Raw genomic sequence first — 25,265 nt, forward strand, 5'->3', positions numbered from 1 at the left:
ACGGCAGGCAGGTTTATGTGGTGGCCGACGGTTCGGACCGGGTGCGGGCGGTGGTGCTGCGCGACGAGGAGCGCGGCCCGGAGGTGGCCTCCCTGGCCACGGTAGGCGGTTCGGGCGAGTTTGCCGACGTACTGTCCTGGAGCCCGGAGTACCGGGCCTGGCGGGAACTGGGGGCCTCGCTGGCGCTGGATACCTCGAAGGCCCTAGTGTTCCGAAACGGATACTGGGTGGGCCCGGCGGCCCTGGCCGAGGGCGACCCGGTGTACTTGCTTCACGACTACGAGGAAGCGCTGATCGTCTTTCTTCAGTAACCGCAAGGAGGCAGGTGGAGGCTGTATGGCTGGGCGGCAGCTGCGGGTGGCAGCCCTGGTGGCGCTGGTTGCGGCCCTGGCGGCATTCCTCCCGGTTCGTCCGGCACTGGCCCGGGGAGAGGAGCGCGTGTCCGGGGGCATAGGCGCCGGGAGCGAGTACAGGGAGCTTTACCTCTTCGGCGGCCGGCCGGTGGTGCTGACCGGCCAGGCGAAGGTGAGCAGCAGCGCGGCCCGCAATGGCAAGGCTCAGGTGCGGATAAGCTACAACCTGAAGAACGAGGCCAGCCAGGTCACCCTCTCCCGCAGCCTGACTCTGGCCGGAGAGGAAGAGGAGGCTCTGGACGGCCGCCAGGTGCTCACCAGCCTCACCGCTACCGGCTTCACGGAAAGCATCCGGGCGGGGAGTAACCGCTATACCCTGCGGCGCGGAGACTTCTCCTACACCCGGCTCACCGACCGGGCGGGCGGCGTGGAGTACTTCACCAGCAATTGGAGCGGGACCAAGGTCTACGACTTTAACAGCGATCAAGGGACCCTGACCGTGCAGGTGTGGGGGCGGGGAGTGGGCTACGACCACGCGTGGGGCAGCACGGAAACGCAGCATCTGGATCTCATCCTGGATTTTGAGGGCCGGATAGAGGAGAAGGGCGCCGACCGGCAGGTAACCACCTACAAGGTGGAGTGGAGCGGTTCGGCTTCACTGGATCTGACCTACACGCGCTGGCGCCGGCTGGACTACGTGGAAAACGAGGCGGTCCCGATCAGCTTTGCCGGCGGCTACCTGGAGAGCCGGGGCGAGCAGGCCAGCCTCAAGTACGAGGTGGATCTCCCGGTGCTGGATTCTCTGGGCCGGGTGGTGAGCGGGGGCCGGGTCCGGGAGGAGGGGACCCTGGGACTGGAGTCGACCCCCACCTACGCCCGGCTGCCGGTACCGCCGCTGAGGGATCTGCAGGGGCACTGGTCCTGGCAGGAAGTCCTGCGTCTGGCCAGCCTGGGGGTGCTCGCCGCCGGGGAGTATTTCGGCCCGGAACTGCCGGTAACCAGGGGCGACTTCTGCCTGGGGCTGGCCCGGCTGCTGGAGCTGGAAGCGGCGAAGGCGGCGCCGGCCGTTCCCGTTCCGATCCTGGCGCTGACGAATCCGGCCCGGCAGACCACCACCACCGCCTCCCCTCCCTACCTGGATGTTTCGGAGGACAGCCCCTACTACGCGGCCGTAGAGGCCCTGCAGCAGCGACGAATCCTGGACAGCGCCGGTCTTTACCTCCGGCCCAATGAGGCCCTGACCAGAGCCGAGGCGGTGGCCCTGGTGGTCAGGGCTCTGGGCCTGGAAGGTCTGGCACCGGCCGCACTGGTGCAGACCCCCTTCCAGGATGACTACGCCATCCCTTCCCGCTTCAAGCGCGCTGTCTGGGTGGCGGAGCGTCTGGGGCTGGCAGGGGGCACCTCGGGCGGGTACTTCCAGCCGCAGCGCCGCATGACCCGGGGAGAAGCCGCCGCCCTGTTCAACCGCACCCTGAGTTACCTTCAGGACGGCCTCCGGCGGGATTACCAGACCCTCGTCCGGTTCCGGTAGCCGTCTGGCCCGGCCTCTGGCGGCGCTAAAGAAAGGCGGCGCCGGGCCGATAACCCAGTATAGATCTACCCTGCGGGCGAGGAGGTAGGGCATTGAAGGTAGAGGGTGTGGACCGGGTAGTGTTGGAGCAGATCCGGGCACGGGCCGAGCAGGCGGAAGTAACCCAGACCCGGGATCTGCGCATCCGGAGCGAGGAACAGCAGGACCAGGAGCGCCGCCATGCCCAGGAGCCTCAGGAGCAACTGCGTCAGGCGGTGCGCCAGCTCAACGAGGCCACCGAGGTCTTCAACATCCGGCTGCGTTTCAAGCTGGACCGGGAAACCGGGGAGATCTACGTGCTGGTGATCGACCGGGAAAAGGGAGAGATCATCCGCCGCATTCCACCGGAAAAGGTGATAGAGATGGCCTCCCGCATGCAGCACATGATCGGCCTTCTGCTGGACGAACTGGTGTGACGGGAAGGCGGGGTGGTTTCCCGTCGTACCCGACACCGTCCGCGACGGACTTGAGCTTGTAGCGGCCTCGCCCGCGGCCCCCGCAGGCCCTGTCCGGTTCGGCCACCCCGACCAGGTCGCGCTTAAGCTGGGCGGGACCGAATCGGCAGGGGGCGATCCGAGCGGCAGACTTCTAGAAAAGGGAGGGAACGGCTCCGCCTTGGGCTTTCCGTCCGGCGGGCCGGCACGGCGTGTACGCTTCACAGCCTTATCAGGCCTATCAGGAGAACCAGGTTCAGACCCAACCCCAGGAGAAACTGGTGCTGATGCTCTACGATGGCGCCCTGCGCTTCATCCGCCAGGCTCAAGACGCGGTGGCGGCCAGGCGATACGACGAAACCAGCTACTATCTCGGTCGGGCGCAGGACATTCTGAGCGAACTGATGCTCACCCTGAACCTGGAGGTGGGCGAAATTGCCCACCGGCTTTACGCGCTTTACGATTTCATGTACGGGCACCTGGTTCAGGCCAACCTCAAGAAGGACGCCCGGATGATGGCCCAGGTTTACCGGCTCTTGAGCGAGTTGCGCCAGACCTGGGAGGAGGCGACCCGCATTTACCACAGCCACAACTACCTCACCCGGCCCGGAGGGCTGGAAGGCCGCCGCTGAGGCGCCGGCGTGAGCGGAGGGGAGCGGGAGCGGTGCCGTTAGGCGGGGAAACCCTGGCACGGCGGGTGGAGGAGTTCGCGCGCCTGGTCTCCGAACAGGGAGAGGCCTTGCGGGCGGGCCGGTGGCAGGCGGCGCGGCGGCTGCAGGAACGGGCTGTCGAGCTGCAGGAGGAACTGGAGGGCCGGCTGGCCTCGGCGGTGCCGGAGGCAACCGAGGAGGAGCGCCAGGATCTGGCCCGGGCGCTGGCCCTGGCCCTCGAGGAGGTAAGGCGGCAGGAGGCCGCCCTGAGGGTTCTGCTGGAAGAAACGGGACGGCAGCGGTCGGACCTCCTGACCTGGCGGCGACGGATGCAGAGCGTTTTTGCCGCGGTCCGCAGTGCGGGCTCCGGCTCCGGCGGCCGGGTCGACACGGTTCGATAACTGCTTACAAAGGGATGGCCGCAACTGGCCATTCCTCCGGGTGTGCCGGTTTGCCTTTCTCGACATTATCTCCCTCTAAGCACAATTTTTTTTATCCGTCTGGAGGATTCTCCCTTTCGGCGTGGAATATTTAGTCGAAAATACCAAAAGGGCCAACATTCGCCGCTAAGGGCAAACCACTCGAAAGGGTGGGGCGCAAAGCCACGGGTCTAAGGCCGAACTCAAGGCTAGGACCGCCGGGTTGCCGGAGAATGCTTCACGAGTCTCCGACCGCCCGACGGGGGGTCTTGTTTTTTGGAGGGGTGTGACGTGGATCTCATCGGAGGGCGTAGCTGGGAACTGCTCAACCGGGCGCTGGATGCTTTCGCCGTACGCCAGCGGGTAATCGCCCATAACGTGGCAAATTTGAATACGCCGGGCTATAAGAAGTACCGGGTGCGTTTTGAGGAGGAACTGCAGGAGGCCAGGCGACGGTCCGACCTGCCGCTCTACCGCACCCATCCCCAGCACCTCGACCCCCGGCGCGCTCCGGAGGAGGCAGAGCCGGAAGTGGTGCGGGAAACCGCCACCTCTTCCCGGCCGGACGGCAACAACGTGGATTTGACCGAGCAGATGGTTCAGCTGGCCATGAACCAGTTTTACTACCAGCTGGCGGCTCAGTCGGCGAGCGGATACCTGGCCCGGCTGCGCCTGGTCATAACCGGAGGGCGGCGCTAGCCGCCGGCAGGAGGTGAGAGAGACCGTGGGGCTTTTACCGGCGTGGGCCATCAGCGCGTCCGGAATGGCGGCCGAACAGCTGCGGCTGGACTTGGTGGCCACCAATCTGGCCAACGTTCATACCACCAGGGCGGCGGACGGCGGCCCTTACCGGCGCCGGGTGGCCCTCTTTGCGGAGAAGCTCGAAGCCGCGGGGAGGTTTGCCGGCCGGGGAGTAAGGGTAGTGGGCATTTGGAAGGATACTTCACCCGCCCAGCTGGTTTACGACCCGAACCACCCCGACGCCGACGCCCGGGGATACGTGGCCCTGCCCAACGTTAACGTGGTGAACGAGATGGTAGACCTCCTGACTGCCACCCGAGCCTACGAGGCCAACGTGACCGTGCTCAACGCGGCCAAGTCTATGGCTCTGAAGGCGCTGGAGATCGGCCGGGCGTAGACCGCAACTCGACCAGAAGGGAGAGGTGAAGCGCAGATGCGGGTGGAAGCGGTAGCCAGCATGCTGGCGCCGGCGCCAGCCGAAGGAGTGGGGAAGGAGGGTGCGGCTGCGCCCCGTTCCTTCGGCGACGTGCTGGCGGAAAAGCTGGCCGAGGTAGATGCCCTGCAGAAGCGGGCGACGGAAATGCTGGAAGGATTCCTTGCCGGTGAGGTCACGGACGTGCACGAGGTCATCCTGGCCGCGCAGCAGGCGGAGCTGGCATTGCAGCTTACGGTGGAGATACGCAACCGGGTGATCGAGGCCTACCAGGAAGTGGCCAGGATGCAGCTCTAGCCGGAAAGGGGCGGGAGCCTTAGGTGCCGGCGTGGCTGGGTAAGCTTAGAGAAAAATGGAACAATGTGCCTGCGGGTCGGCGAGTGGCCCTGGTACTGGCAGCGGCAGCGGTGCTGGCGGGCGTGATCCTGCTCCTCCAGTGGGCGGGAAGAGAGCGCTACGTGCCTCTGTTTACCAACCTGGAGTTGTCGGAAGCGGCAGAAATCGTGGCCAGGCTCAAGGAGGACAAGGTTCCTTACCAGCTGGTGGCCGACGGCACCACCATCCTGGTGCCGGAGAGCAGGGTTTACGACCTGCGCCTGGAGGTGGCGGGAAGCGGGCTTCTGGCCGGCAGCGGTGTGGGGTTCGAGCTCTTTGACAAGACCCAGCTGGGCATGACCGATACCCAGTGGCACCTGAACTACCAGCGGGCCCTGCAGGAGGAACTCCGGCGGACCATCGTGCAGTACGACCAGATAGAGCAGGCCCGGGTGCACCTGGTTATACCCCAGCCCAGCGTGTTTCTGGAGGAGGCCCAGCCGGCCTCGGCGGCGGTGCTGCTCAAACTCCGGCCCATGGCCGCTCTGGATGCCGAGCAGGTCAGGAGCATCATGTACCTGGTGGCCTCCAGCGTGGAGGGGATGCGGCCGGAGAACGTGCGGGTGGTGGATACTCAGGGCCGGGTGCTGAGCGAGGGGGTACTCCCGCAGGGCGAGGAAGGCCAGGCGGCTGCGGCCGGAGCCGACCAGCAGGAGCTGAAGCGCCGCTTCGAGCAGGAGCTGGAGCGCCGCATCCAGCAGAAGCTCGAGACCGTGCTGGGGCCGGGCAACGTCGTGGTTATGGTGACCGCGGATCTCGATTTTAGCCGGCGCGAGGTCACGCGGCTGGAGTACGACGACACCGGCGCGGTGCGCAGCGAGCAGGTGCTTCAGGAGCAGGCCAGCAGTTCGGGAGGGGCCGCCCTTCCGCCGGTAGGGGACGTGAACCGTCAGCCGGAAACCTATCTGGAAAGCACCTCGGGCGGCGAGTCTTCCTACAACCGCACTCAGACCACCCGGAATTACGAGCTGGGTAAGACCGAGGAAAAGGTGGTGTACGCCCCCGGGCGGGTGGAGCGGCTGGCCACGGCGGTGGTAATCAACGGCCCCCTGGACACCACCACCGAGCAGCAGATCCGGGAAATAGTGGCCGCGGCCGCCGGATGCGACCCCCAGCGGGGGGATCAGATCGCCCTTACCAGCATGGCCTTCGACCGCAGCCTGCAGGCCCAGATGGAGCAGGAAATGGCCGAGGCCGAGGCCACGCTCAAGCGGCGACAGCAGATAGAGCAGTACGTTACCTGGGGGGCGGTGGGAGCGGCGCTCCTGGTTGCCCTGGTGTTGGGCCTGATAGCGCTGCGGCGCCGTCCGGCGCCCGTGCCGGTGGAACTGGCTCCGGCGCTGGAGGCGGTGGTCCCCATAGAACCCTCCGCACCGCCGGAAGAGGCGGCAGTAGCCGCGGCGGAGCGGGAGGCGCGGGACAAGGTGGAGAAGGTGCGGGATATCGTGCGGCGGCGGCCGGAGGAGGCCGTGCAATTGCTTAAGGCCTGGCTGGGGGAGGATTAGGACCGGGTCATGAGTATGCCGGCGGCGAGACTGTCGAGGCTGAGCGGCCTGCGTAAGGCGGCGGTATTGCTTATAACGCTGGGCCCGGAGCTTTCGGCCGCGATCCTGAAGCAGTTTCCTCAGGAGGACATCGAGCGCATCAGTTCGGAGATCGCCAATACCTCGGCGGTGTCTCCGGAAATCCAGCAGGCAGTCGTGGAGGAGTTCCTGGAGCTCAGCGAGGCGCAGCAGTACATCCTGCGCGGCGGGGTCAAGTATGCCCGGGAGGTGCTGGAGCGTACCGTAGGGCCGCAGCGGGCGCAGGAAATCATCCGCAAGCTGACGGAGAGCTCGGCCATTCGGCCCTTTTCCCTGGTGCGCAAGACCGATCCGCGCCAACTGCTGAATTTCATCACCGGCGAGCATCCCCAGACCATTTCCCTGATCCTTTCCTACCTGGATCCGGAACAGGCGGCGGTGATCCTGGGCGCCTTGCCGGAAGAGCAGCAGATTGACATCGCCAAGCGCATCGCCCAGATGGAGCGGACCTCGCCGGAGATCGTCCGCGAAGTGGAAAAAGCCCTGGAGGGTCGCCTTTCCACGCTGGTGGGGCAGGATTTCACCGCCGTGGGCGGGGTAAAGGCCCTGGTAGACATCCTCAACCGGGTGGACCGGGGCACGGAAAAAACCATCCTGGAAGCCCTGGACCAGGAAGACCCGGAGCTGGCGGAAGAAGTGCGCAAGCGCATGTTCGTCTTCGAGGACATCGTCACCCTGGACGACAACTCCATCCGGCGGGTGCTGCGCGAGGTGGACATGAAGGATCTCGCCTATGCCCTCAAGGGCAGCAGCGAGGAAGTGCGCCAGCGCATCTTCCGCAACCTGTCCCAGCGGGCGGGAGAGATGCTCCGCGAGGACATGGAAATGCTGGGCCCGGTGCGCCTGCGGGACGTGGAGGCGGCGCAATCCAAGATCGTGCAAATAATCCGGCGGTTGGACGAAACCGGCGAGATCATCATCTCGCGGGGTGGAGAAGATGCCATTGTTGTCTAGGGTATTCAAACCCGGTCAGGTTATGCCCGACGGCCGGTATCTGCTGGCGGTGCGGACGGTGGCAGAACCGGAGACCGAGGGGTCCGGAGAAGAGGCCCGGCAACTAGTACAGGAGGCAATCGGCCGGGCAGAAGCCTTGCTTGCCCGGGCGAGGGAAGAGGCGGAGACCCTCTTGCGGGAGGCAGAGACCCGGAGGGCGGAGATAGAAAAGCAGGCCTACGAGGAGGGATACCGCCGGGGATACGCTGCAGCGCTGGAAGAGGCCCGCCGGGAGGCGGAGGAGATCAGGCTTCAGGCGCAGGCGGTGCTGCAGGAGGCCCGGCGGTTGCGGGAAGAGATGATAGCCGGCGCCGAGCCGGAATTGGTGGAGCTGGCTTTGGACATTGCCAGGCAGGTGGTACACCGGCAGTTATCGGTGGAGCCGGAAACGGTGGCGAACGTGGTGCGCGAGGCCGCCCTGCGGCTGCGGGGTCGGCGCCAACTGGTGGTACTGGTGAATCCTCAGGATGCGGCGCTGGTGCACTCCCGGGTTTCCGAGCTTCGCGCCGAATTGGGCCCGGAAGCCACGATACACGTCCTGTCCGACCCGGGCATCCCGGCGGGCGGGTGTCGGGTGGAATCCGAGGCCGGCCAGGTGGAGGCTACGGTAGAAGGTCAGCTGGAGCGGCTGGGCCGGGCCCTGCGCGAGCTGGCCCGGGAGCGCGCTCCGGAGGAGAAGCAGGAGGAGAAGCAGCCGGAGGCGGAGGCAGGCGGCAGTGGTTAGTCTGGCGGTCTACCGGGACATGGTGCGGGGTTTTGACCCCCTGGAGGTTGCCGGCCGGGTCATCCGGGTGGTAGGGCTCACCGTGGAGGCCTCGGGGCTGGAGCTTCCGGTAGGGGAGCTTTGCCGGGTAGGTACGGGGGAGACGGCGGTGGTGGCCGAGGTAGTAGGTTTCCGGGAGGAGACCACCCTGCTGCTGCCCCTGGGGGAGCTGGGCGGGATTGCGCCGGGGCAAAAGGTGGTTCCTACCGGGCGCGCCCACCTGATAGGCGTGGGGTGGAACCTGCTGGGCCGCGTACTGGACGGCCTGGGACAGCCCCTGGACGGCCGGCCCCTGCCGCCGCCGCAGGCCTGGTACCCGGTACAGGGTACGGTTCCCAATCCCCTTTCCCGCCGGCGGATCACCCAGGCCCTGCCTACGGGGGTGCGGGCGGTGGACGCCGTGCTTACCCTGGGCCGGGGCCAGCGGATGGGCATCTTTGCCGGGAGCGGGGTGGGGAAGAGCACCCTTCTGGGCATGATCGCCCGCCACAGCCGGGCGGACGTGAACGTGATCGCCCTGATCGGCGAGCGGGGGCGGGAGGTGCTGGACTTCCTGGAAAGGGACCTGGGGCCGCAGGGGCGGGAGCGGTCGGTGGTGGTGGTGGCCACTTCCGACCGGCCGGCGCTGGTCCGGGTCAAGGGGGCGCTGGTGGCCACGGCCATTGCGGAATTCTTCCGCGACCAGGGCGCCCAGGTGATGCTGATGATGGACTCGCTGACCCGTCTGGCCATGGCCCAGCGGGAGGTGGGGCTGGCCGTAGGCGAGCCGCCTACGGCGCGCGGTTATACCCCCTCGGTGTTCGCCCTGCTGCCGCAGCTCCTGGAGCGGGCGGGTCAGACGGAAAAGGGATCCATAACCGGGCTCTATACCGTGCTGGTAGACGGCGACGACTTCAACGAGCCCATCAGCGATGCTGCCCGGGCCATCCTGGACGGCCACATCGTGCTGTCGCGGCGTTTGGCCAATCGCAACCACTTTCCGGCCATCGAGGTCACGGCCAGCGTGAGCCGGCTCATGGGCGAGGTCGCTTCCCCGGAACACCGGGAGGCTGCCGGCCGCCTGCGCGAACTGCTGGCGGCATACGAGCAGGTGGAGGACCTGATCAACATCGGTGCCTACCAGAAAGGCAGCAATGCCCGGGTGGACCGGGCGGTGGAGAAGCACGAGGCCATCATGTCCTTTCTGCGCCAGGGTTTGGAGGAATACAGCTCCTTTGAAGAAGCGCTGGCCGGGCTGGAGACGCTGGTGGCCTAGGGGGAACGATCGTGGCGCGGTTTCGCTTTTCCCTGGAATCGGTGCTGAGCTACCGGCGCTTCCGCGAGGAGCAGGAACTGCGGCGGCTGGCGGAGGGGTACCGCCGGGAGCGCCGGGCGGAGGCGCAGCTTGCCGCCTGGCGGGGGGAACTGGCCCGGCGGCAGGAGGAAGCGGGGGGTTCCGGGGCGGACCTGGGCGAGAGGCTTCATACGGCCGTCTACCTGGAGTTTCTGGCCGGGAGGGTGAGGCGGCAGCGGGAGGAACTGGAAGGGCTGCGCCGCGAGGTTAGAGAGCTGGAAGGTTGCGCCGCCCGGGCCTCGCAGGAGCGTCGGGCCCTGGAACGGCTAAGGGATCACCGGCGGGAACAGTGGCAGTACGAAGAAGGGAGGTGTAGCCAGCGGGAGGCGGACGAAATGGTACTTCTGCGCTACGGCGGTTCTCGATGGGAGGAAGGAGGTGAGGAGTATTGACGGTGGTGACGGAAGTAAACCCGGCGGCGCGGCCGGCAGAAACGCAGGAGGGAGGACGGGCCTCGACGATCGAGGGGCCGGAGTTCGGCAACCTTCTGGCCCTGCTGCTGGCCTTGCTGGCGGTGCCCGCGCAGGCGGAGGCTCCTTCTTCAGTGCCTCTCGCCGCGGGCACGGCAGTAGAAGGCGGGGCGCAGGGGAGCCAACAGGCGCCTGTCGGTTCCGGGGCAGCGTGGAGTGCGGGCGGCGCCGAGCCCGGTGTGCCCGTGGACGGCCCTCAGGGTGGTCTGGCCGATGCGGCTGCCAGAGCCGCACCTGCTCCGGTTGAGGGCGCCGCGCAGAACGCGCCCGCTTCCGCGCCTCCGGTCCTGGCGTCGGAAGCGGAGGCCGCCGGCGTGGAACTGACGGTTCCGGCCGGCGTCGGCGCCAGGGTGGCGGAGAGCGGGAACCGGCCCGCCTGCCCGGACGCTCCGGGCCGGTCGGAGGCGAAGTCGGCCGGGGCCGAGCCGTCCGAGCCAAGGGCCGCTCCGGCGCCGGTGAATCCGGACGGTGAAGCGAGGGCGGATTTCTTGCCGGCCGTTTCCCGGGCAGACGGTCCGGAGAAGGCGGTGCAGGCCCTGCGCTTCACCGCCGGAACCGGAGGAGAGAGTTCGGGGCTGCAGGGTCCGGGAGCCGGGGTGTCTGAGACGGCCGGCGGCAGGGTAGCCGGGGAAGAGGCCTTTGGACCTGTGGGCCGCGCCCGGGCCGAAGGTGCGGAGGTCACGGTGGCCCGGGAGCTGGTGCAGCAGGGCCTGGCGGTGTGGCAGCACGGCTACGGGTACGTGCGGCTCAAGCTCAAGCCCGATTTTCTCGGCCGGGTAGAGGTGCAGGTGAGCAGTCACCTGGGCCGGCTGAGCGCCCAGGTGGTGGTGGAAAACGAGGCGGCGCGGCAGTTGCTGCAGGGCAGCTTTTCCCACCTGCGGGACAACCTGGCCCAGTACGGCCTCAACCTCGAGCGGTTAAGCGTGGAGGTGGGCGGATACGGGTCGGGCGCCGCCCAGTCCGAGGGCCGGGATTCCGGCTATTACCATTATTATCCGTCGGTACCCGAGTTCGGTCCGGCGGCGGAACCGGGGACGCCGGAGAGTTTCCGCTCTCTGGTAAATTGCCTGGCGTGAGTTCATCTTGAGGTAGCCGAGAGGGGGCAGCTCTATGGGGTAGAGAGCGTGAGCTTGGTAAGCGGCAGCAGTTCGAGCCAATCCAGCGTTAGCAGTACCTTGGGGCTGAGCGGCGAGGACTTCCTGCAGATTCTGGTAACCCAGTTGCGCTACCAGAACCCGCTGGCCCCCATGGACAATCTCCAGTTCATGACCGAACTCGCCCAGTTCGCGGTGCTGCAGGAGCTGATCACCCTGCGTTCCGAGATGGAAGAGACCAGGCAGCAGCTGGAAGAATTAATGCAGGCTTCGGCGGCGGAACAGGAAGCGCACCGGGCCCTGACCCTGATAGGCATGGAGGTTGTGGCCCGGGACGACGCCGGCGACACCCGGCAGGGCGTGGTGACCGGGGTGCGCCTGAACGAGGGAACGGTTTATCTGCTGCTGGGCGAGACGGCGGTGCGGCTGGACGGCGTGATAGAGGTGCGGCAACCCGCGGCAGGCGAGGCCTCGGTCGAACCGGTTTCCGAAACCGAAAGCCCAGACGGGACGGCGGAGGGAGCGTAGTGGTAGAGCGGATTCAAGGGTTGAGGCCGGCAGAGGCGGGCACGGTCCGGCCTTCCCGGCCTGAGGGCATAGACGGGCGCGGCCGTTTCGCGGAGATCCTGCGCGAGAAGCTGGCCCCCGGGGAGGTGCGCTTTTCCCAGCACGCCCTGGCCCGGCTGGAAAGCCGGGAGATCGAGCTTTCCGCCGGGCACCTGGCGCGGCTGGAGCGGGCGGTATCCCTGGCCGCGGCCAAGGGGGCCAGGGAATCGCTGGTGCTGATGGACGATCTGGCCCTACTGGTGAGCGTTTCTAACCGCACGGTGATTACCGCCCTCAAAGGGACGGAGAACCGGGAGCGGGTGTACACCAACATCGACAGCGCGGTGATAATCTAGCGGGGCGGACCTCTGTCGAGGGGCCCCGGGGCGGGCGGATCGACCGAAGCCCGCCCAGACCACGAGGGAGGTCGATTTCCTATGATGCGTTCCATGTACTCGGCGGTGTCGGGCCTGCGCAACCACCAGATACGCATGGACGTGATCGGCAACAACATCGCCAACGTGAACACCGTGGCCTTCAAGTCCAGCCGCGTTACCTTCCAGGACACGTTTTACCAGTTGATCAGATCGGGCGCTGCCCCGGTCCAGAACGGTATCGGAGGTACCACCCCCAGGCAGGTGGGCATCGGCATGGCCATCAACACCATCGATACGATGTTTACCCAGGGCGCGGTGCTGCCCACCGGCAACTTTACCGACCTGATGATTCAAGGCGACGGCCTGTTTATACTGTCGCCCGATCCTGATACTGATATTACGGTATCGGAAGACGGCACCAACTTGACAGAGACTGACGACACCGTGTTCTTCACCCGGGCCGGGGTCTTCGGCTTCGACGCCTGGGGCAACCTGGTCAACAAGTCGAACGGCATGTACGTATTGGGCCTCGCCTACGACTCCGGGGGCAATCTTGGCAATGATTGTGATGCCATTCGGTTGGAAGAGATAATGAGAGATTTGACCGGAGACGATACATGGACTATTGCCAATGCCAACACGATCACCATCAACTCCCAGGGGCAGGTAGTGGTGGACGGAGAGCCGGTGGCCGTCGTGGCCCTGGCCAAGTTCCCCAATCCCGAGGGGTTGCTCAAGAAGGGTGAAAACCTTTTCGTCTACGATCCGGCGGCCGGCAGCCCTCAGGCCGGTACCGCAAGCGATAGCAATGCCGGGCTGGGCAACACCACCATCGTGCCGGGGGCGCTGGAGATGTCCAACGTGGACCTGGCCCTGGAGTTCACGGAGATGATCACCACCCAGCGGGGGTTTCAGGCCAACGCCCGCACCATCACCACCTCGGACGAGATGCTGCAGGAACTGGTCAATCTCAAGCGCTAGGCTCATTCGGGGGCGGGGGCCTTCGGGCCCCTGCCCCTAGACGGATATGAGGGGGCAGTAAGGTGATCAAGGTCATCACCCTGGACGGTCGAGAAATCATACTCAATGCCGAGCTGATCGAGCGGGTGGAAACCGTTCCGGAAACGGTGATCACCCTGGTAACCGGGAAGAAGATCCTGGTGCGGGACACGGTAGAAGAAGTCGTGGGTAAGGTGATGTCCTACCGGCGGCAGGTGGGGAGCCAGCCCGTCCCCCTGGCCGGATGCCGGGATGAGGTTCAGGCCTAGGCGGGCGGAGCGGAAAGGTTACGGGGTGAGATTCCTTGCGTAAAACCGATGCACTTACCATCCTGGGCGTAATGTGCGGGGTGGCGGCCATAATCCTGGCGATCGAGATGGGCGGGGACCTGAAGATGTTCATCAATATACCCTCGGTGCTGATCACCGTGGTGGGCTCCTTCTCCGCCATACTGATCCACTTCGGCATCGAGGAGATAAGGAACGTCTTTGCGGTAACCGGCCACGCCTTCCGGGCCCCGGACTGGAAGCCGTGGGAACTGATCGGGCTCCTGACCGACCTGGCCCGCAAGGCCCGCCGGGAAGGGCTTCTGGCCCTGGAAGACGACATCAACCGGGTGGAGGACCCTTTCTTCCAGAAAGGCCTGCGCATGGTGGTGGACGCCATCGACGCCGAGATCATCCGGGAAGTCCTGGAGACGGACATAGAGTTCACGGAAGAACGCCACCAGCGCGGCCAGCGGGTCTACCGGGCCTGGGCCGGCCTGGCTCCCGCCTTCGGCATGATCGGCACCCTGATCGGCCTGATCCAGATGCTGGCCAATCTGAACGATCCGGACGCCCTGGGGCCGGGCATGGCGGTGGCCCTGATCACCACTTTCTACGGCAGCATTATGGCCAACCTCCTCTTTACCCCCCTGGCAGGCAAGCTGGCCCTGCGGGGAGAGGAGGAAATGCTGGTGCGGCGGCTCATCCTGGAAGGGCTGATTTCCATCCAGTCGGGCATGAATCCCCGGCTGCTGGAAGAGAAGCTCAAGTCGTTCCTGCCGCCCAAGGTGAGGGAAGCGGCCCGGTCCGAAGCCCGGAGCGCGGTGGGCGAGGAAGCCCGTCGCCCCGCATTCTAGCCCATACGGGGGAACCGCGTGCGGGAGCGGGGAAGCGGCCGATCGCGGGCGCCGGCAGGTGAGGCCAGAAGATGACCCGGGAGGGAAAGAGCGTGTTGAGGCGCAGCCGACGCCGGGAAGACGATACCATAGGATCGGGGGAGTGGCTGCTTACCTATTCCGACTTCATCACCCTGGTCCTGACTTTCTTCGTGCTGCTTTACTCTTTTTCCAACCTTGACATCCAGAAGTTCCGCACCTTTATTGCGTCCTTTCAAGGGGTGAGCATTTTCAGCCAGGGACCGCAGCCTTTGGAGGGCGGGGAAGCGGAGGAACAGGAGCAGATAACGCTGTTTGAGCCTAACCCTTCAATTCTGGAGGCGGCGCGCCGGCAACAGCAGCGTTTGGAGCAGATATACTCCCAGGTTCAGGCCTACTTGCAGGAGTACGGACTGGAGGACAAAGTGGAGCTGCGCTATACTGACCGGGGCGTGGCCCTGGACGTAAAGGAACGAATCCTCTTCGACACCGGCAAGGCCGACCTCAAGCCGGAGGCCAGGGTGCTGCTGGACCGGCTGGCCGGGCTTTTTGTCCGGTTGCCTTACCAGATCCAGGTGGAGGGCCATACCGACCCTCGGCCCATTCATACCGTGGAGTTTCCCACCAACTGGGAGCTCTCCACGGCACGCTCGGCGCGGGTGGTGCGGTACTTCACCGAGATGCACGGTCTGGACCCCCGGAGGTTCGTCGCCGTAGGTTACGGTGAGTTTCGTCCCCTGGTGCCTAACGACAGCGAAGAACACATGGCCCTTAACCGACGAGTGGTCATGGTAATTCTGGTGGCAGAGGCGGCAGAAACTGGAGGGAGCGCGGTTGGCGAAAGGCATTAGTCTAGGGGGAAAGAAGCTTTTTGCAGTCGTAGTGGTGCTGGCCCTGGTGGCGGGAGGGGCGGGCTACGCTTTCCTGGGCGGAGGAAGCTTGCCCTTCCTAAACTGGGGAGAGAATCGGGGGGAAGAGGAGAAGCCCGCTCAAGCTCAGGCGGAGGCGGCCCAGCTCCATCAGATGGCCCTGGATTCGCTGGTGGTGAATCTGGCGGACGCCGGCGGGAGGCGCTACCTGCGAGTAACCATTACCCTGGAATATTCGGATCCCAGGGTGGAGAAGGAGCTGGAGAGGACCGGCTACAAGATCCGCGACGCCGTCATCCGGGTGCTCCGGTCCAAAACCGCCGCCGATCTATCACCGGACAAGACGGAGCCGCTCAAGACGGAACTGATCGATACGGTGAACGGCTACCTGAATTCGGGCCGGATCACGGGGTTATACTTTCAGGAATTCATTATCCAGTAGGGGGGAGGATCGGTGGCAGCCGAGGGCAAAAAGCGACCGGTTGGCAAGCTCCCGGTACGGGAGGCCGAATTCGGCCAGTTAACGCCGGCGGGCGGGCTTCGGCCCAACAAGGCCCCCCTGGAGACCCTGGGCCCGGTGGCGGTGGACATCACCGTGGAGCTGGGCAGGGCCTGGGTGCCGGTGAGGGAGGTTCTGGAGTGGGAGCCCGGATCGGTGCTGCGGCTGGACAAGGTGGCGGGCGAGCCGGCAGAGGTCCTGATCAACGGCTGCCTACTGGGTCGCGGCGAGGTGGTGGTGGTCAACGAGCGCCTGGCCTTCCGCCTGCGTACCTTTCGGGAGAAGGAGGACTAGAGGGTGGACGGCCAGTTCCTGTGGGCTTTGCTGCAGTTGGCGATTTTCCTCCCTCTGGTAATAGCGGGGGCCTACCTGGTAACCCGCTACGTGGGTGCCTGGGGGCACATCCGGGCCCGGAGCGGCTCCTACCTGGAGGTGGTAGAGCGGCTTATGATCGGGCCGCGGTGCGGACTGTACGTGGTGCGGATGGGCACCAGGTACTGCCTGTTAGGGGTTAGCGAGAAGGGCCTGGATCTGCTTCGGGAGTTATCCGACTATCCTGCACCGCCCCAGTCCGGAAGACCGGGCACGCGGCTGACGCTTCCCCGGTTTCTAAACCGGCTCCGACTGGGACCTCGGGCGGAGGAGGATAAGGTTGAAGACTAAGGCGGCTCTGGTGGTGGCTCTGGCAGGGCTGGGCCTGGCAATCTCCCTGCGGGCGGCCTGGGCGCAGACCTGGCCGGGCCTGGAGCTGAATATCACCCCTACGGAAGAACCCGCCGGGGTAGTCAATACCCTGCGGCTCCTGATGGTGCTGACGGTGTTGGCCCTGGCTCCGGCCATTCTGGTGATGGTCACTTCCTTCACCCGCATCGTGGTGGTCCTGTCGTTCCTGCGCAATGCTTTGGCCACCCAGCAGACTCCGCCCAACCAGGTGCTGGTCGGTCTGGCACTCTTTCTAACCTTTTTCACCATGTACCCGGTCTGGCAGGAGGTCCGGACCCAGGCGGTGGAGCCCTATCTCGCCGGAAGCATGGACCAGGCTACCGCCATGGACGCCGCCGCCCGGCCCCTGCGGGAATTCATGCTGCGCCATACCCGGGAGAAGGACCTGGCCCTGTTCGTGCGCATGGCACAGCTCCCGGCGCCGCCCACCCGGGAGGACGTGCCCCTGCGGGTGCTGATTCCGGCCTTCACCATTAGCGAGCTGAAGACCGCCTTCCAGATGGGATTCCTGCTATACGTGCCTTTTCTGATTATCGACCTGGTGGTGGCCAGCACCCTGATGTCCATGGGCATGTTCATGGTGCCGCCGATCATGATTTCTCTGCCCTTTAAGATCCTGCTCTTCGTATTGGTAGACGGCTGGTACCTGGTGGTGAAGTCCTTGCTGGAGAGCTTTGGCTAGGGGAATGCCGGGAAGGAAAGAGGAGAGGTTAGTCAGGAGGAGTGGCCTTGAACGAGCAGTTCGTCCTGGGGCTGGCACGGCAGGGTTTGACCGTGGCCCTAATGCTGGCCGCACCCGCCTTGGTGACCGCCCTGGTGGTGGGGGTGGCGATCAGCATATTCCAGGCCACCACCCAGATTCAGGAACAAACCCTGACCTTCGTGCCCAAGATCGTGGCCGTGCTGGTGGCCATGCTGATCTTCGGCGCCTGGATGCTCAATCAACTGCTGGCGTTTACCGAACAATTGTTCGGTAACCTGGGAATCTGGGTGCGATAGGAGGGCGGCCGTGGATCCGGGAACCTGGCAGTCCGCACTCCTGATCTTCGCCCGGGTAAGTGCCTTCATGGCCGTGGGGCCGCTTTTCGGGCTCCGCCCGGTACCGCCGCTACTCAAGGCGGGAGCGGCCCTGATACTGGCCAGTCTGCTCGTTCCCGTGGTTCGGCTGCCGGAAGGCTCGCTTCAGGCGCCGGTCTACGCCCTGGCAATACTCGGCGAGGTGCTGGTGGGCCTGGCTCTGGGATATGCCGCCAGTCTGCTCTTTCACGCCTTCCGGGTCGCCGGCCAGCTTCTGGACCTGGAGACCGGCCTGGCCATGGCCAACCTTCTGGACCCGGAGACCGGTGCGGGAGTGTCCTTGCTGGGTGAGTTCTTCTACCTCCTGGGGCTGTGGCTTCTCCTGCAAATGGACGGCCACCACAGCCTGCTGCGCGCCCTGGCGGACAGCTTTGAGCTGGTTCCGCCGGGAACCGCCGCCTGGCAGGGTGCCCTGGCAGCGGAGATAGGGCGGCGTTTTGCCGCCATGTTCGGCCTGGCCCTGCGCCTGGCGGCGCCGGTCATGGCGGTCCTGGTGGTAAGCGACGTGGCCCTGGCCCTGATCTCCCGGACCGTGCCCCAGCTCAACGTGTTCATGATGGGGTTTCCCCTCAAGGTGGGTCTGGGGCTGCTGGGCCTGATCCTGGTGCTTCCCATTCTGGCCCAGGCCTTCGGTCCGGTGGTGAAAATGATGGAAGAAAGCATGGCGGTGGTAAGCCGCTATCTGGTGGGGGCGTGACATGGAGGCGTGGCGCCTTAATCTCCAGCTTTTCGCCGCCGAGGAGAAAACCGAGGAACCCACTCCGCACCGGCGGGAAGAGGTGCGCCGCCAGGGCCAGGCGGCCCGCAGCGCCGATCTCAACGCGGCCACCGTACTGCTGGCGGGAATCCTGGTGCTGTGGAGCGCGCACCACGCCTTCCTGCAGGGCCTGGCCCTGCAGAGCCGCGGCGCCTGGAGTCGCGGGGTGGCGGAGTTGACCGTGCCGGCGGCGGTGAACCTGGTAAGCGGGGAGCTGGTTGCGGCCGTGCGGGGACTCCTGCCGCTGGTGGTCGCAGCCCTGGCGGCGGGCCTGGTGGTGAGCTTTGCCCAGGTGGGGTGGACGGTGTCGTTTGCGCCCCTCAAGCCCAGGCCGGAGAACCTGGATCCGGTGCGCGGCCTGCAGCGCATGTTCTCGCGGCGCGCTCTCATGGAACTGGCCAAGTCGCTCCTGAAGGTGGGTCTCACCGGAGCCGTGGTTTTCCTTGCGGTTCGGGGCAGGCTGGACGACCTCTTCACCCTGGTCTATACCGGCGGCTGGCAGCTTTACGAGGTGGTCAGCGGCCTCCTGCTCCGGCTGGGCCTGGTCGTGGCCGGGATTTACGCCGCGGTGGCGGTGTGGGACTACGCCTTCCAGCGGCGCCAGTTCCTGCAGCAGATCCGCATGACCCGGTTCGAGCTCAAGGAAGAGCTGCGGCAGACCGAAGGCGATCCCCAGGTGAGGGCCCGGGTGCGCCAGCGGCAGCGGCAGATCGCCCGGCAGAGAATGATGCGCCAGGTTCCTCAGGCCACGGTAGTCATCACCAACCCCACCCACCTGGCGGTGGCCCTGCGCTACGACCAGCAGGTAATGCGGGCGCCGGTGGTGGTGGCCAAGGGGGTTAACTGGCTGGCGGAAAAGATTGTGAAGGTGGCCCGGGAGCACCGCGTACCGGTGGTTCCCGACGCGCCCCTGGCTCAGGCGCTCTACCGGACGGTAGAGGTGGGCCGGGAGATACCGCCCGAGCTTTACCACGCCGTCGCCGAGATCCTCGCCGCGCTCTACCGGGCGCAGGGCCGGCTGGGCGGCGCGGTCGGATAGCGGGAAGGCGGCAACGGCGCCGGGCAGACCGGCAGTTCGGGTCGGGTGGACGAGTAACTTCGGAAATCGGGGGAGGGGATAGCAGTGGCCGATCCGTGGAGCGCACCTTTGGGCAGGCGCCTCGCCGCCTACCGGGACGTGCTGGTGGCCGGGTTGGTGGTGGCCATTGTGATTCTCATCGTGGTTCCCATCCCCACGGCCTTGCTGGACTTTCTTCTGGCCTCCAGCCTGGCCTTTTCCGTCCTGGTGCTGCTGAACACCATGTTTACCACCCACCCGCTGCAGTTCTCGGTCTTCCCGTCTCTGTTGCTGGTGGCTACCCTGTTTCGCCTGGCCCTGAACATCTCCTCTACCCGCCTGATCCTGAGCCAGGCCTACGCCGGCCGGATTATCGACGCCTTCGGCAGTTTCGTGGTGGGCGGCAACCTGGTGGTGGGTCTGGTGATCTTCGGTATCATTACCATCATACAGTTCGTCGTCATCACCAACGGCGCCGGCCGGGTGGCGGAGGTGGCGGCCCGCTTCACCCTGGACGCCCTGCCGGGGAAGCAGATGAGCATCGATGCCGACCTCAACACCGGTCTCATTACCGAGGAAGAGGCCCGTGCCCGCAGGCGGGAGCTGCAGCGGGAGGCCGACTTTTACGGAGCCATGGACGGCGCCAGCAAGTTCGTGCGCGGGGATGCCATTGCCGGGCTGGTCATCACCCTGATCAACATCGTGGGCGGGCTGGCGGTAGGGGTTTGGCAGCGGGGTTTTGCGCTGCAGGAAGCCATGGACCGCTACACGATACTGACCGTGGGCGACGGTCTGGTCAACCAGATACCGGCGCTGCTGGTATCCACCGCCACCGGCATACTGGTCACCCGGGCGGGGGCTTCGGCCAACCTCGGCCGGGAGCTTTCCGGCCAGCTTACCGCTTTCCCGCAGGTCCTGGGCCTGGCGGCGGTCATACTGGCCGGCCTGGGTCTGGTGCCGGCGGTGCCGCCCTGGCCCTTCTTCATCCTGGCGGCGGCCAGCGCCTACGGCGCCTATACCCTGGCCAAGGAGGAGCAGCGGGAGAAGCTGCGGCCGGCGGCGGAGGCGGCGGCGGTGAGAAAACGGGAGCCGGAGAACGTGTTGCCCTTGTTCCAGGTAGAGCCGCTGGAAATAGAGATCGGCTACAATCTGGTGGGCCTGGCCGACGAGTCCCAGGGTGGCGATCTCCTGGACCGGCTGGGTGCGGTGCGGCGCCAGTGCGCCACCGACCTGGGGATATACGTGCGGCCCATCCGCGTGCGGGATAACCTCAGGCTGCCGCCCAACGGCTACGTGTTCAGGCTCCGGGGAGTGGAGGCCGCCCGGGGCGAGCTGATGCCCGGACACTACCTGGCCATGGCGCCGCCGGGAGTCCAGGGCGAGGTCCGGGGCGTGGCCACCAAGGAGCCCACCTTCGGCCTCCCCGCCTGGTGGATCTCCGAGTCCGAGCGGCTGGGGGCGGAGGCGGCCGGCTACACGGTGGTGGACTGCGGCACGGTCTTGATTACCCACCTTACGGAGTTCGTCAAGCGGCATGCCCATGAACTTCTGGGCCGCCAGGAGGTGCGGGAGCTTCTGGACGCAATAAAGGAAACCAACGCCGCCCTGGTGGACGAACTGGTGCCGGGGCTGCTTTCTCTGGGCGAGGTGCAGAAGGTGTTGCAGAACCTGTTGCGGGAGCAAGTGCCCATAAGGGACCTGGTTTCCATCCTGGAGGCTCTGGCCGACCACGCAGCGCGCAGCCGCGACCCGGATTATCTTACGGAAGCGGCGCGCCAGGCCCTGCGGCGCACCCTAACCCGGCTCTACGCTCCGGGAGGTAAGCTGGTAGCCATTACCCTGCACCCCAAGCTCGAGGAAACGGTGGCGGAAAGCATCCAGCCCACCCAGCAGGGAAGCTACCCCGTGCTGCCGCCGGAGGTCACCCGGCGCCTGCTGGACCGGCTGGGCAATTTGGTGGAGGAGGCGGTGCGCCGCAATCTGCAGCCGGTAGTGCTGGTATCCTCGCGGATCCGCCTGCCGCTGCGGCGCCTGCTCGAGCGCTTCATTCCCGGGGTGGTAGTGCTATCCCTGGCCGAATTGCTGCCGGATCTGGAAATCGAGTCTCTGGGGACGGTGGTGGCGGATTGAAGATCAAACGTTACCTGGTGAAGAGTATGCCCGAGGCCATGGCGCAAATCCGCCGCGACCTGGGCACAGAGGCGGTGATTATCGGTACCCGGAGGGTCCGGCAGCGGGGGGTTCGGGGGTGGTTCACGCCTCCCTGGCTGGAGGTGACGGCGGCGGCAGACACCCGGCCGCCCGAGCCCTCGTCCACGGCGCTGAAGCGAGAGGTAGAGGAGATCAAGGGCCTCCTGCAGAAGGTGAGCGGCCACCTGGGCCTGGCCGAGCCGGAACCCGACGCCCTGTTGCGCTGGCGGGACCTGTTACAGCAAATTGAGGTCAATACCGAGATTACCGAGAGGCTCTTGGAGGGTATGGAGGACAGTCTCCGTGGGTCAGGGGGCGAAGACGGCAATCTCTGGCGGGAGGAAATGGCCGAAAGGCTGGCCCGATTCCTGGCTCCCGCCTGGCCGGGCAAACCCCCGGGCCGGATCATGGCCTTCATCGGCCCCACCGGGGTGGGCAAGACCACCACCCTGGCCAAGCTGGCCGCGCGCTACTGCCTGCTGGAGAAGAAGAAGGTGGGCCTGGTAACCATGGATACCTACCGCATAGGGGCGGTGCAGCAACTGGCCATCTACGGAGAGATCCTGGGGGTCCCGGTGGAAACGGCCTTTACCCCCCAGGAGCTCCGGCAGAAGGTAGAGGCGTTCGGCGACCGCGACGTGGTGCTGATCGATACCGTCGGCCGCTCGCCGCGGAACGACCTGCGGCTGGCTGAACTGCGTGCCTTCCTGGATACGCTGCAGCAGGTGGACAGCTTCCTGGTTCTGAGTTGCACCACCAGGGCCGGGGACCTGGAGGAGGCGGTGGCCAGGTTCGGCCAGCTCCGGCCCTCCTGGCTCATTTTCACCAAGCTGGACGAAACCCGTTGCCGGGGTGCCATTGTGAACGCCGTGGCCAGTACCGGGTTGCCGGTGGCCTACATAACCAACGGTCAGAACGTGCCCGACGACATAGTGCGGACCGGTCCGGAGAGGCTGGCCCGGCTGATTCTGGGGGTGGACTGATGAGCGACCAGGCCGGCCGACTGCGAGAACTGGTGGCAACCGGAGTCCTGCCCCTTCGGGCCCTGGCCGTGGCCAGCGGCAAGGGCGGGGTGGGCAAGACCAACCTGGTGGTCAACCTGGCCCTGGCCCTGGGGCTGCGGGGCAGGCGGGTAGTGGTGCTGGACGGCGACCTGGGCCTGGCCAACGTGGACGTGATGCTGGGGCTGTGCCCGCGCTACAGCCTGTACGACGTACTGAAGGGTGAGTGCCGGCTGGAGGACGCCGTGCTGGAGGGTCCCGCCAACCTGCGGCTCATACCGGCCGGATCGGGCATAGCCGAGCTGGCGGATCTGGACGGCGGACAGAGGGTACAGTTGGTGAACAGCCTCCGCCGCTTCCTTGCCGGGGCGGAGTTTCTGCTCATCGATACCGGCGCGGGCATAGGCCGGGGGGTGATGAGCCTGCTCTCTACGGCCGACGAGGTCATAGTGGTGGTAACTCCCGAACCGACATCCTTGGCCGACGGCTATGCTCTGATCAAGGTTCTGGGGCAGGGACGCCTGCACTCCCGGGTTAACCTGGTGGTGAACCGGGCGGAGAGTGCCGCCGAGGCGCAGCAGGTGCTGCGACGCCTGGCCCTGGTGGTGAACCGCTTCCTGGACATAGAACTCCGCTATTTGGGCTTCGTCTACAACGATCCGGCGGTTCCCAAGGCCGTTGCCCGGCAGCAGCCGGTGGTGCTGAGCCACCCGCATTCCCGCGCCGCCCGGCAGTTCAACTATCTGGCCGGTCGGCTGCTGGAGGAGGAGGTTCCCCCGCAGGACGGGGGGTTCATGAGGCGCCTGTTACGGCTCTTCGGGTAGAGGACCGGCCGGCGGCCAGGGAGCCGGCTCTACAAGCAACAGGTGGAGTGCGCCGGAAGTAAAGCGAGGACAGGCTCGGGGCGGACGGCAGACGGAGGGGCGACCTTGGCTACGGGCAGCGGACTCTTGCGCGTAAACCAACGGGTGGAAATCCGGCGAGAGAACGAGGACCAAGGGTACCTAACCCTGGTGCAGGAGGTAAGAGAAGCAGATTTCGCCGTGCAGTTACCCATGCGGGGTGGCGTGGAGGTCCCGCTTTGGCCGGGAGAAGAGGTGCAGGTGTATGTGCCTACCAGCCGCGGGCGGTACGTATTCAGCACTAAGGTGCTGGAGCGCTATTACGACCGGGTACCCTTATGCCGTTTGGCCAAGCCTCGGGAGGTCACCCGGCTGCAAAGGCGCGAGTACGTACGCTGGCAGGTGGCCCTGGAGGTCCGCTACCAGGTAACCGACGACCCGGCTACGCCCCCTCCCAGGGCCAGGCTGCGCCAGCGGGGGCTCACCGTGGACCTCAGCGGCGGAGGGCTCCAGCTTCTGGTCCGGGAGCCGGTTTCGGTGGGGTCGTGGCTGTGGTTGGAATTCGAAATTCCCTACCGGGGAGGTCAGGAGTCGGTGCGGGCGTTGGGGAAGGTCCGGAGAGTACTGCCCCAAGAAGGGGAAGGACCCCCACGGTACCTCCTGGGGATATCCTTTGAGCGCATAGGGGACCGGGAGCGGGAAATGATTATCGCTTACATCTTTCATCGCATGGTGTCCGATCGCGCTCTCGTTCCGCCTGAGGAATGAGGGGGAGCCGGCGAGTGCAGGTAGACAAAGCCTTAAGAGAACGGCTTTGGGAGCAGTACCGGCGCGGGCGGGACGTCGAAACCCGACGCGAGTTGGTTCTGGCTTACCTGCCGTTGGTAAAATACCTGGCCGGACGCCTTAAACTGCGCCCACGGGTGGGGCTTACCGAGGAGGATTTGGAAGCCTACGGGGTGATAGGGCTGCTGGAGGCTCTGGAACGGTATGACCCCAACCGGGGGGCAGAATTTGAAACCTTCGCCCGGCGCCGCATCCAGGGCGCCATGCTCGACGCCCTCCGGCGCCAGGACTGGGCGCCCCGGTCGGTGCGCGAGCGCCTGCACCAGGTGGCCGGCGTCGTTCGGGTGATAGAACAGGAAAAGAAAGCTCCGGCGACCGACGAGGAGGTGGCCACGCGCCTGGGCTGGCCGGTATCCCGGGTGCAGGAGGCCTGGCTGGAGGCGCACGAGACTGCCCTTACCTCTCTGGAGGAGCTGCTTTTTCCGGGGGAAGGGCAGGACTCGTCCCGTCCGGCCGCCGACCCGGAGAGCCCCGATCCCGCCCGGGTTTACGAGGAAAACGAGCTGCGGGCCCTCCTGGCCCGGGCCCTGTCGGAGCTGGGTGATCCCGACCGCCTGGTGCTTAACCTCTACTACTACGAGGGCTTGACCCTGAAGGAGATCGGCGCGGTGCTGGGAGTGTCCGAGTCCAGAGCCTGCCAGCTGCGGGGCCGGGCGCTGCTGAGGCTGCGCGCGCGGTTGAAGGAGTGGGGCTACTAAGGTGGGTTATCTCTTGATCCTGCTGGGCCTGGCGCTGGTGGCCCTTACCTTTAGGTCGGCGCTGTTCGGACAGCGCGGCCCGGCGGAGGACCGGACGCGAGACGCTGCTGCCGTAGAGCCTGCGCCCGCGCCGGCGGCCTGGGAGCAGTTGATGGAGCGCCTGAGTGCGCTGGAAAGGCGCCTGATGGAAGACGCCGCAGAGCCTGCGGGGCCCGTACTGCCGCCCGAGGCCGCGGGGGAGGCGGCTCCGGAAGGAGGCGCCACGGCCTTCGACGAAGTATTGGCCCATACCTTGCGTGACGGCTGGCGGCAGGAGGTGTACGCCGCCTACGACGCCGGGGAGGACGTGGAGAGTATTGCCCGCCGTCTGGGTCGGGGAAGGGGGGAGATAGAATTAATCCTTCGGCTGCGCTCGGGCGCGTGAAGTACTGG

At 66.1% G+C, this 25,265-nt stretch carries 31 protein-coding genes, 1 pseudogene and 1 riboswitch; all 32 genes and pseudogenes read left to right on the forward strand.

What is annotated here, in order from left to right; translation table 11 throughout:
- Positions 1–336 precede the first annotated feature (336 nt).
- Positions 337–1,884 (forward strand): S-layer homology domain-containing protein, encoded by a 1,548-nt coding sequence (locus NUV99_07110; protein ID MCR4419876.1) that lies wholly within the window; start codon positions 337–339, stop codon positions 1,882–1,884.
- A gap of 92 nt (positions 1,885–1,976) precedes the next feature.
- A complete protein-coding gene (locus NUV99_07115) occupies positions 1,977–2,339 on the forward strand; it encodes a flagellar protein FlaG (GenBank protein MCR4419877.1) in 363 nt (120 codons plus the stop codon).
- 230 nt (positions 2,340–2,569) lie between these two features.
- On the forward strand, positions 2,570–2,989 hold the full coding sequence (gene fliS / locus NUV99_07120) for a flagellar export chaperone FliS (GenBank protein ID MCR4419878.1): 420 nt from the start codon (positions 2,570–2,572) through the stop codon (positions 2,987–2,989).
- A 97-nt stretch (positions 2,990–3,086) separates the two neighbouring features.
- Positions 3,087–3,299 (forward strand): annotated as a pseudogene (locus NUV99_07125) (hypothetical protein).
- Positions 3,300–3,568: 269 nt separating this feature from the next.
- Positions 3,569–3,657, forward strand: a riboswitch (cyclic di-GMP riboswitch).
- A gap of 60 nt (positions 3,658–3,717) precedes the next feature.
- A complete protein-coding gene (gene flgB / locus NUV99_07130) occupies positions 3,718–4,125 on the forward strand; it encodes a flagellar basal body rod protein FlgB (GenBank protein ID MCR4419879.1) in 408 nt (135 codons plus the stop codon).
- 25 nt (positions 4,126–4,150) lie between these two features.
- The gene (flgC, locus tag NUV99_07135; GenBank protein MCR4419880.1) at positions 4,151–4,564 is read left to right on the forward strand and encodes a flagellar basal body rod protein FlgC; all 414 of its coding nucleotides are present in this window, start codon (positions 4,151–4,153) and stop codon (positions 4,562–4,564) included.
- Positions 4,565–4,600: 36 nt separating this feature from the next.
- On the forward strand, positions 4,601–4,897 hold the full coding sequence (gene fliE / locus NUV99_07140) for a flagellar hook-basal body complex protein FliE (GenBank protein MCR4419881.1): 297 nt from the start codon (positions 4,601–4,603) through the stop codon (positions 4,895–4,897).
- 23 nt (positions 4,898–4,920) lie between these two features.
- The gene (gene fliF / locus NUV99_07145; GenBank protein ID MCR4419882.1) at positions 4,921–6,480 is read left to right on the forward strand and encodes a flagellar M-ring protein FliF; all 1,560 of its coding nucleotides are present in this window, start codon (positions 4,921–4,923) and stop codon (positions 6,478–6,480) included.
- A 15-nt stretch (positions 6,481–6,495) separates the two neighbouring features.
- Entirely contained in the window at positions 6,496–7,512 is a 1,017-nt protein-coding gene (gene fliG, locus NUV99_07150) for a flagellar motor switch protein FliG (GenBank protein MCR4419883.1), read from the forward strand.
- Positions 7,505–8,275: a FliH/SctL family protein gene (locus NUV99_07155; GenBank protein MCR4419884.1), complete on the forward strand. Its 771-nt coding sequence runs from the start codon at positions 7,505–7,507 to the stop codon at positions 8,273–8,275. Before fliG ends, NUV99_07155 begins: the two co-directional genes overlap by 8 nt.
- A gap of 19 nt (positions 8,276–8,294) precedes the next feature.
- Positions 8,295–9,569, forward strand: a complete 1,275-nt coding sequence (gene fliI / locus NUV99_07160) for a flagellar protein export ATPase FliI (protein MCR4419885.1) — start codon at positions 8,295–8,297, stop codon at positions 9,567–9,569.
- Between the two features lie 11 nt (positions 9,570–9,580).
- Entirely contained in the window at positions 9,581–10,039 is a 459-nt protein-coding gene (gene fliJ, locus NUV99_07165) for a flagellar export protein FliJ (protein ID MCR4419886.1), read from the forward strand.
- A 2-nt stretch (positions 10,040–10,041) separates the two neighbouring features.
- Positions 10,042–11,193, forward strand: coding sequence for a flagellar hook-length control protein FliK (locus NUV99_07170; protein ID MCR4419887.1), 1,152 nt, complete (start codon positions 10,042–10,044; stop codon positions 11,191–11,193).
- A 48-nt stretch (positions 11,194–11,241) separates the two neighbouring features.
- Complete coding sequence (locus tag NUV99_07175) at positions 11,242–11,739, forward strand: hypothetical protein (protein MCR4419888.1); 498 nt, start codon at positions 11,242–11,244, stop codon at positions 11,737–11,739.
- Positions 11,739–12,113 carry a flagellar protein gene (locus tag NUV99_07180; protein ID MCR4419889.1) on the forward strand — a complete coding sequence of 125 codons (375 nt, stop codon included), beginning with the start codon at positions 11,739–11,741 and terminating at the stop codon, positions 12,111–12,113. The genes NUV99_07175 and NUV99_07180 overlap by 1 nt, the downstream gene beginning before the upstream one ends.
- Before the next feature lie 81 nt (positions 12,114–12,194).
- The gene (locus NUV99_07185; GenBank protein ID MCR4419890.1) at positions 12,195–13,115 is read left to right on the forward strand and encodes a flagellar hook-basal body complex protein; all 921 of its coding nucleotides are present in this window, start codon (positions 12,195–12,197) and stop codon (positions 13,113–13,115) included.
- A 62-nt stretch (positions 13,116–13,177) separates the two neighbouring features.
- Positions 13,178–13,402: a flagellar FlbD family protein gene (locus NUV99_07190; GenBank protein MCR4419891.1), complete on the forward strand. Its 225-nt coding sequence runs from the start codon at positions 13,178–13,180 to the stop codon at positions 13,400–13,402.
- 35 nt (positions 13,403–13,437) lie between these two features.
- Complete coding sequence (locus tag NUV99_07195) at positions 13,438–14,256, forward strand: MotA/TolQ/ExbB proton channel family protein (protein MCR4419892.1); 819 nt, start codon at positions 13,438–13,440, stop codon at positions 14,254–14,256.
- 92 nt (positions 14,257–14,348) lie between these two features.
- On the forward strand, positions 14,349–15,125 hold the full coding sequence (locus NUV99_07200; protein ID MCR4419893.1) for an OmpA family protein: 777 nt from the start codon (positions 14,349–14,351) through the stop codon (positions 15,123–15,125).
- Positions 15,109–15,585 carry a flagellar basal body-associated FliL family protein gene (locus NUV99_07205; protein ID MCR4419894.1) on the forward strand — a complete coding sequence of 159 codons (477 nt, stop codon included), beginning with the start codon at positions 15,109–15,111 and terminating at the stop codon, positions 15,583–15,585. Before NUV99_07200 ends, NUV99_07205 begins: the two co-directional genes overlap by 17 nt.
- A 12-nt stretch (positions 15,586–15,597) precedes the next feature.
- On the forward strand, positions 15,598–15,936 hold the full coding sequence (locus NUV99_07210) for a FliM/FliN family flagellar motor switch protein (GenBank protein MCR4419895.1): 339 nt from the start codon (positions 15,598–15,600) through the stop codon (positions 15,934–15,936).
- Positions 15,937–15,939: 3 nt separating this feature from the next.
- Positions 15,940–16,305, forward strand: coding sequence for a flagellar biosynthetic protein FliO (gene fliO / locus NUV99_07215; GenBank protein MCR4419896.1), 366 nt, complete (start codon positions 15,940–15,942; stop codon positions 16,303–16,305).
- Entirely contained in the window at positions 16,295–17,047 is a 753-nt protein-coding gene (fliP, locus tag NUV99_07220) for a flagellar type III secretion system pore protein FliP (GenBank protein MCR4419897.1), read from the forward strand. Before fliO ends, fliP begins: the two co-directional genes overlap by 11 nt.
- Positions 17,048–17,094: 47 nt before the next feature.
- Positions 17,095–17,364: a flagellar biosynthesis protein FliQ gene (fliQ, locus tag NUV99_07225; protein MCR4419898.1), complete on the forward strand. Its 270-nt coding sequence runs from the start codon at positions 17,095–17,097 to the stop codon at positions 17,362–17,364.
- Positions 17,365–17,374: 10 nt separating this feature from the next.
- Entirely contained in the window at positions 17,375–18,139 is a 765-nt protein-coding gene (gene fliR, locus NUV99_07230) for a flagellar biosynthetic protein FliR (protein ID MCR4419899.1), read from the forward strand.
- Position 18,140: 1 nt separating this feature from the next.
- Entirely contained in the window at positions 18,141–19,238 is a 1,098-nt protein-coding gene (gene flhB, locus NUV99_07235) for a flagellar biosynthesis protein FlhB (protein MCR4419900.1), read from the forward strand.
- An 84-nt stretch (positions 19,239–19,322) separates the two neighbouring features.
- Positions 19,323–21,386, forward strand: coding sequence for a flagellar biosynthesis protein FlhA (flhA, locus tag NUV99_07240; GenBank protein MCR4419901.1), 2,064 nt, complete (start codon positions 19,323–19,325; stop codon positions 21,384–21,386).
- Positions 21,383–22,429 (forward strand): flagellar biosynthesis protein FlhF, encoded by a 1,047-nt coding sequence (locus tag NUV99_07245; protein MCR4419902.1) that lies wholly within the window; start codon positions 21,383–21,385, stop codon positions 22,427–22,429. Before flhA ends, NUV99_07245 begins: the two co-directional genes overlap by 4 nt.
- Entirely contained in the window at positions 22,429–23,271 is an 843-nt protein-coding gene (locus NUV99_07250; protein ID MCR4419903.1) for a MinD/ParA family protein, read from the forward strand. Before NUV99_07245 ends, NUV99_07250 begins: the two co-directional genes overlap by 1 nt.
- A gap of 105 nt (positions 23,272–23,376) precedes the next feature.
- Positions 23,377–24,057, forward strand: coding sequence for a PilZ domain-containing protein (locus tag NUV99_07255; GenBank protein ID MCR4419904.1), 681 nt, complete (start codon positions 23,377–23,379; stop codon positions 24,055–24,057).
- A 14-nt stretch (positions 24,058–24,071) separates the two neighbouring features.
- Complete coding sequence (locus NUV99_07260; GenBank protein ID MCR4419905.1) at positions 24,072–24,833, forward strand: FliA/WhiG family RNA polymerase sigma factor; 762 nt, start codon at positions 24,072–24,074, stop codon at positions 24,831–24,833.
- A gap of 1 nt (position 24,834) precedes the next feature.
- The gene (locus NUV99_07265; protein ID MCR4419906.1) at positions 24,835–25,257 is read left to right on the forward strand and encodes a hypothetical protein; all 423 of its coding nucleotides are present in this window, start codon (positions 24,835–24,837) and stop codon (positions 25,255–25,257) included.
- The last annotated feature ends 8 nt before the right edge of the window (positions 25,258–25,265 follow it).

This window comes from Clostridia bacterium (assembly GCA_024653205.1).
Taxonomy (GTDB): Bacteria; Bacillota; DSM-521; order Neomoorellales; family SLTJ01; genus JANLFO01.

Bases quoted from the DNA above. Each gene is read 5' to 3' on its own strand.
- NUV99_07110 (MCR4419876.1), top strand. From the start codon at position 337: ATGGCTGGGCGGCAGCTGCGGGTGGCAGCCCTGGTGGCGCTGGTTGCG.
- fliE (MCR4419881.1), top strand. From the start codon at position 4,601: ATGCGGGTGGAAGCGGTAGCCAGCATGCTGGCGCCGGCGCCAGCCGAA.
- fliG (MCR4419883.1), top strand. From the start codon at position 6,496: ATGCCGGCGGCGAGACTGTCGAGGCTGAGCGGCCTGCGTAAGGCGGCG.
- fliI (MCR4419885.1), top strand. From the start codon at position 8,295: ATGGTGCGGGGTTTTGACCCCCTGGAGGTTGCCGGCCGGGTCATCCGG.
- NUV99_07185 (MCR4419890.1), top strand. From the start codon at position 12,195: ATGATGCGTTCCATGTACTCGGCGGTGTCGGGCCTGCGCAACCACCAG.
- flhB (MCR4419900.1), top strand. From the start codon at position 18,141: ATGGAGGCGTGGCGCCTTAATCTCCAGCTTTTCGCCGCCGAGGAGAAA.
- NUV99_07250 (MCR4419903.1), top strand. From the start codon at position 22,429: ATGAGCGACCAGGCCGGCCGACTGCGAGAACTGGTGGCAACCGGAGTC.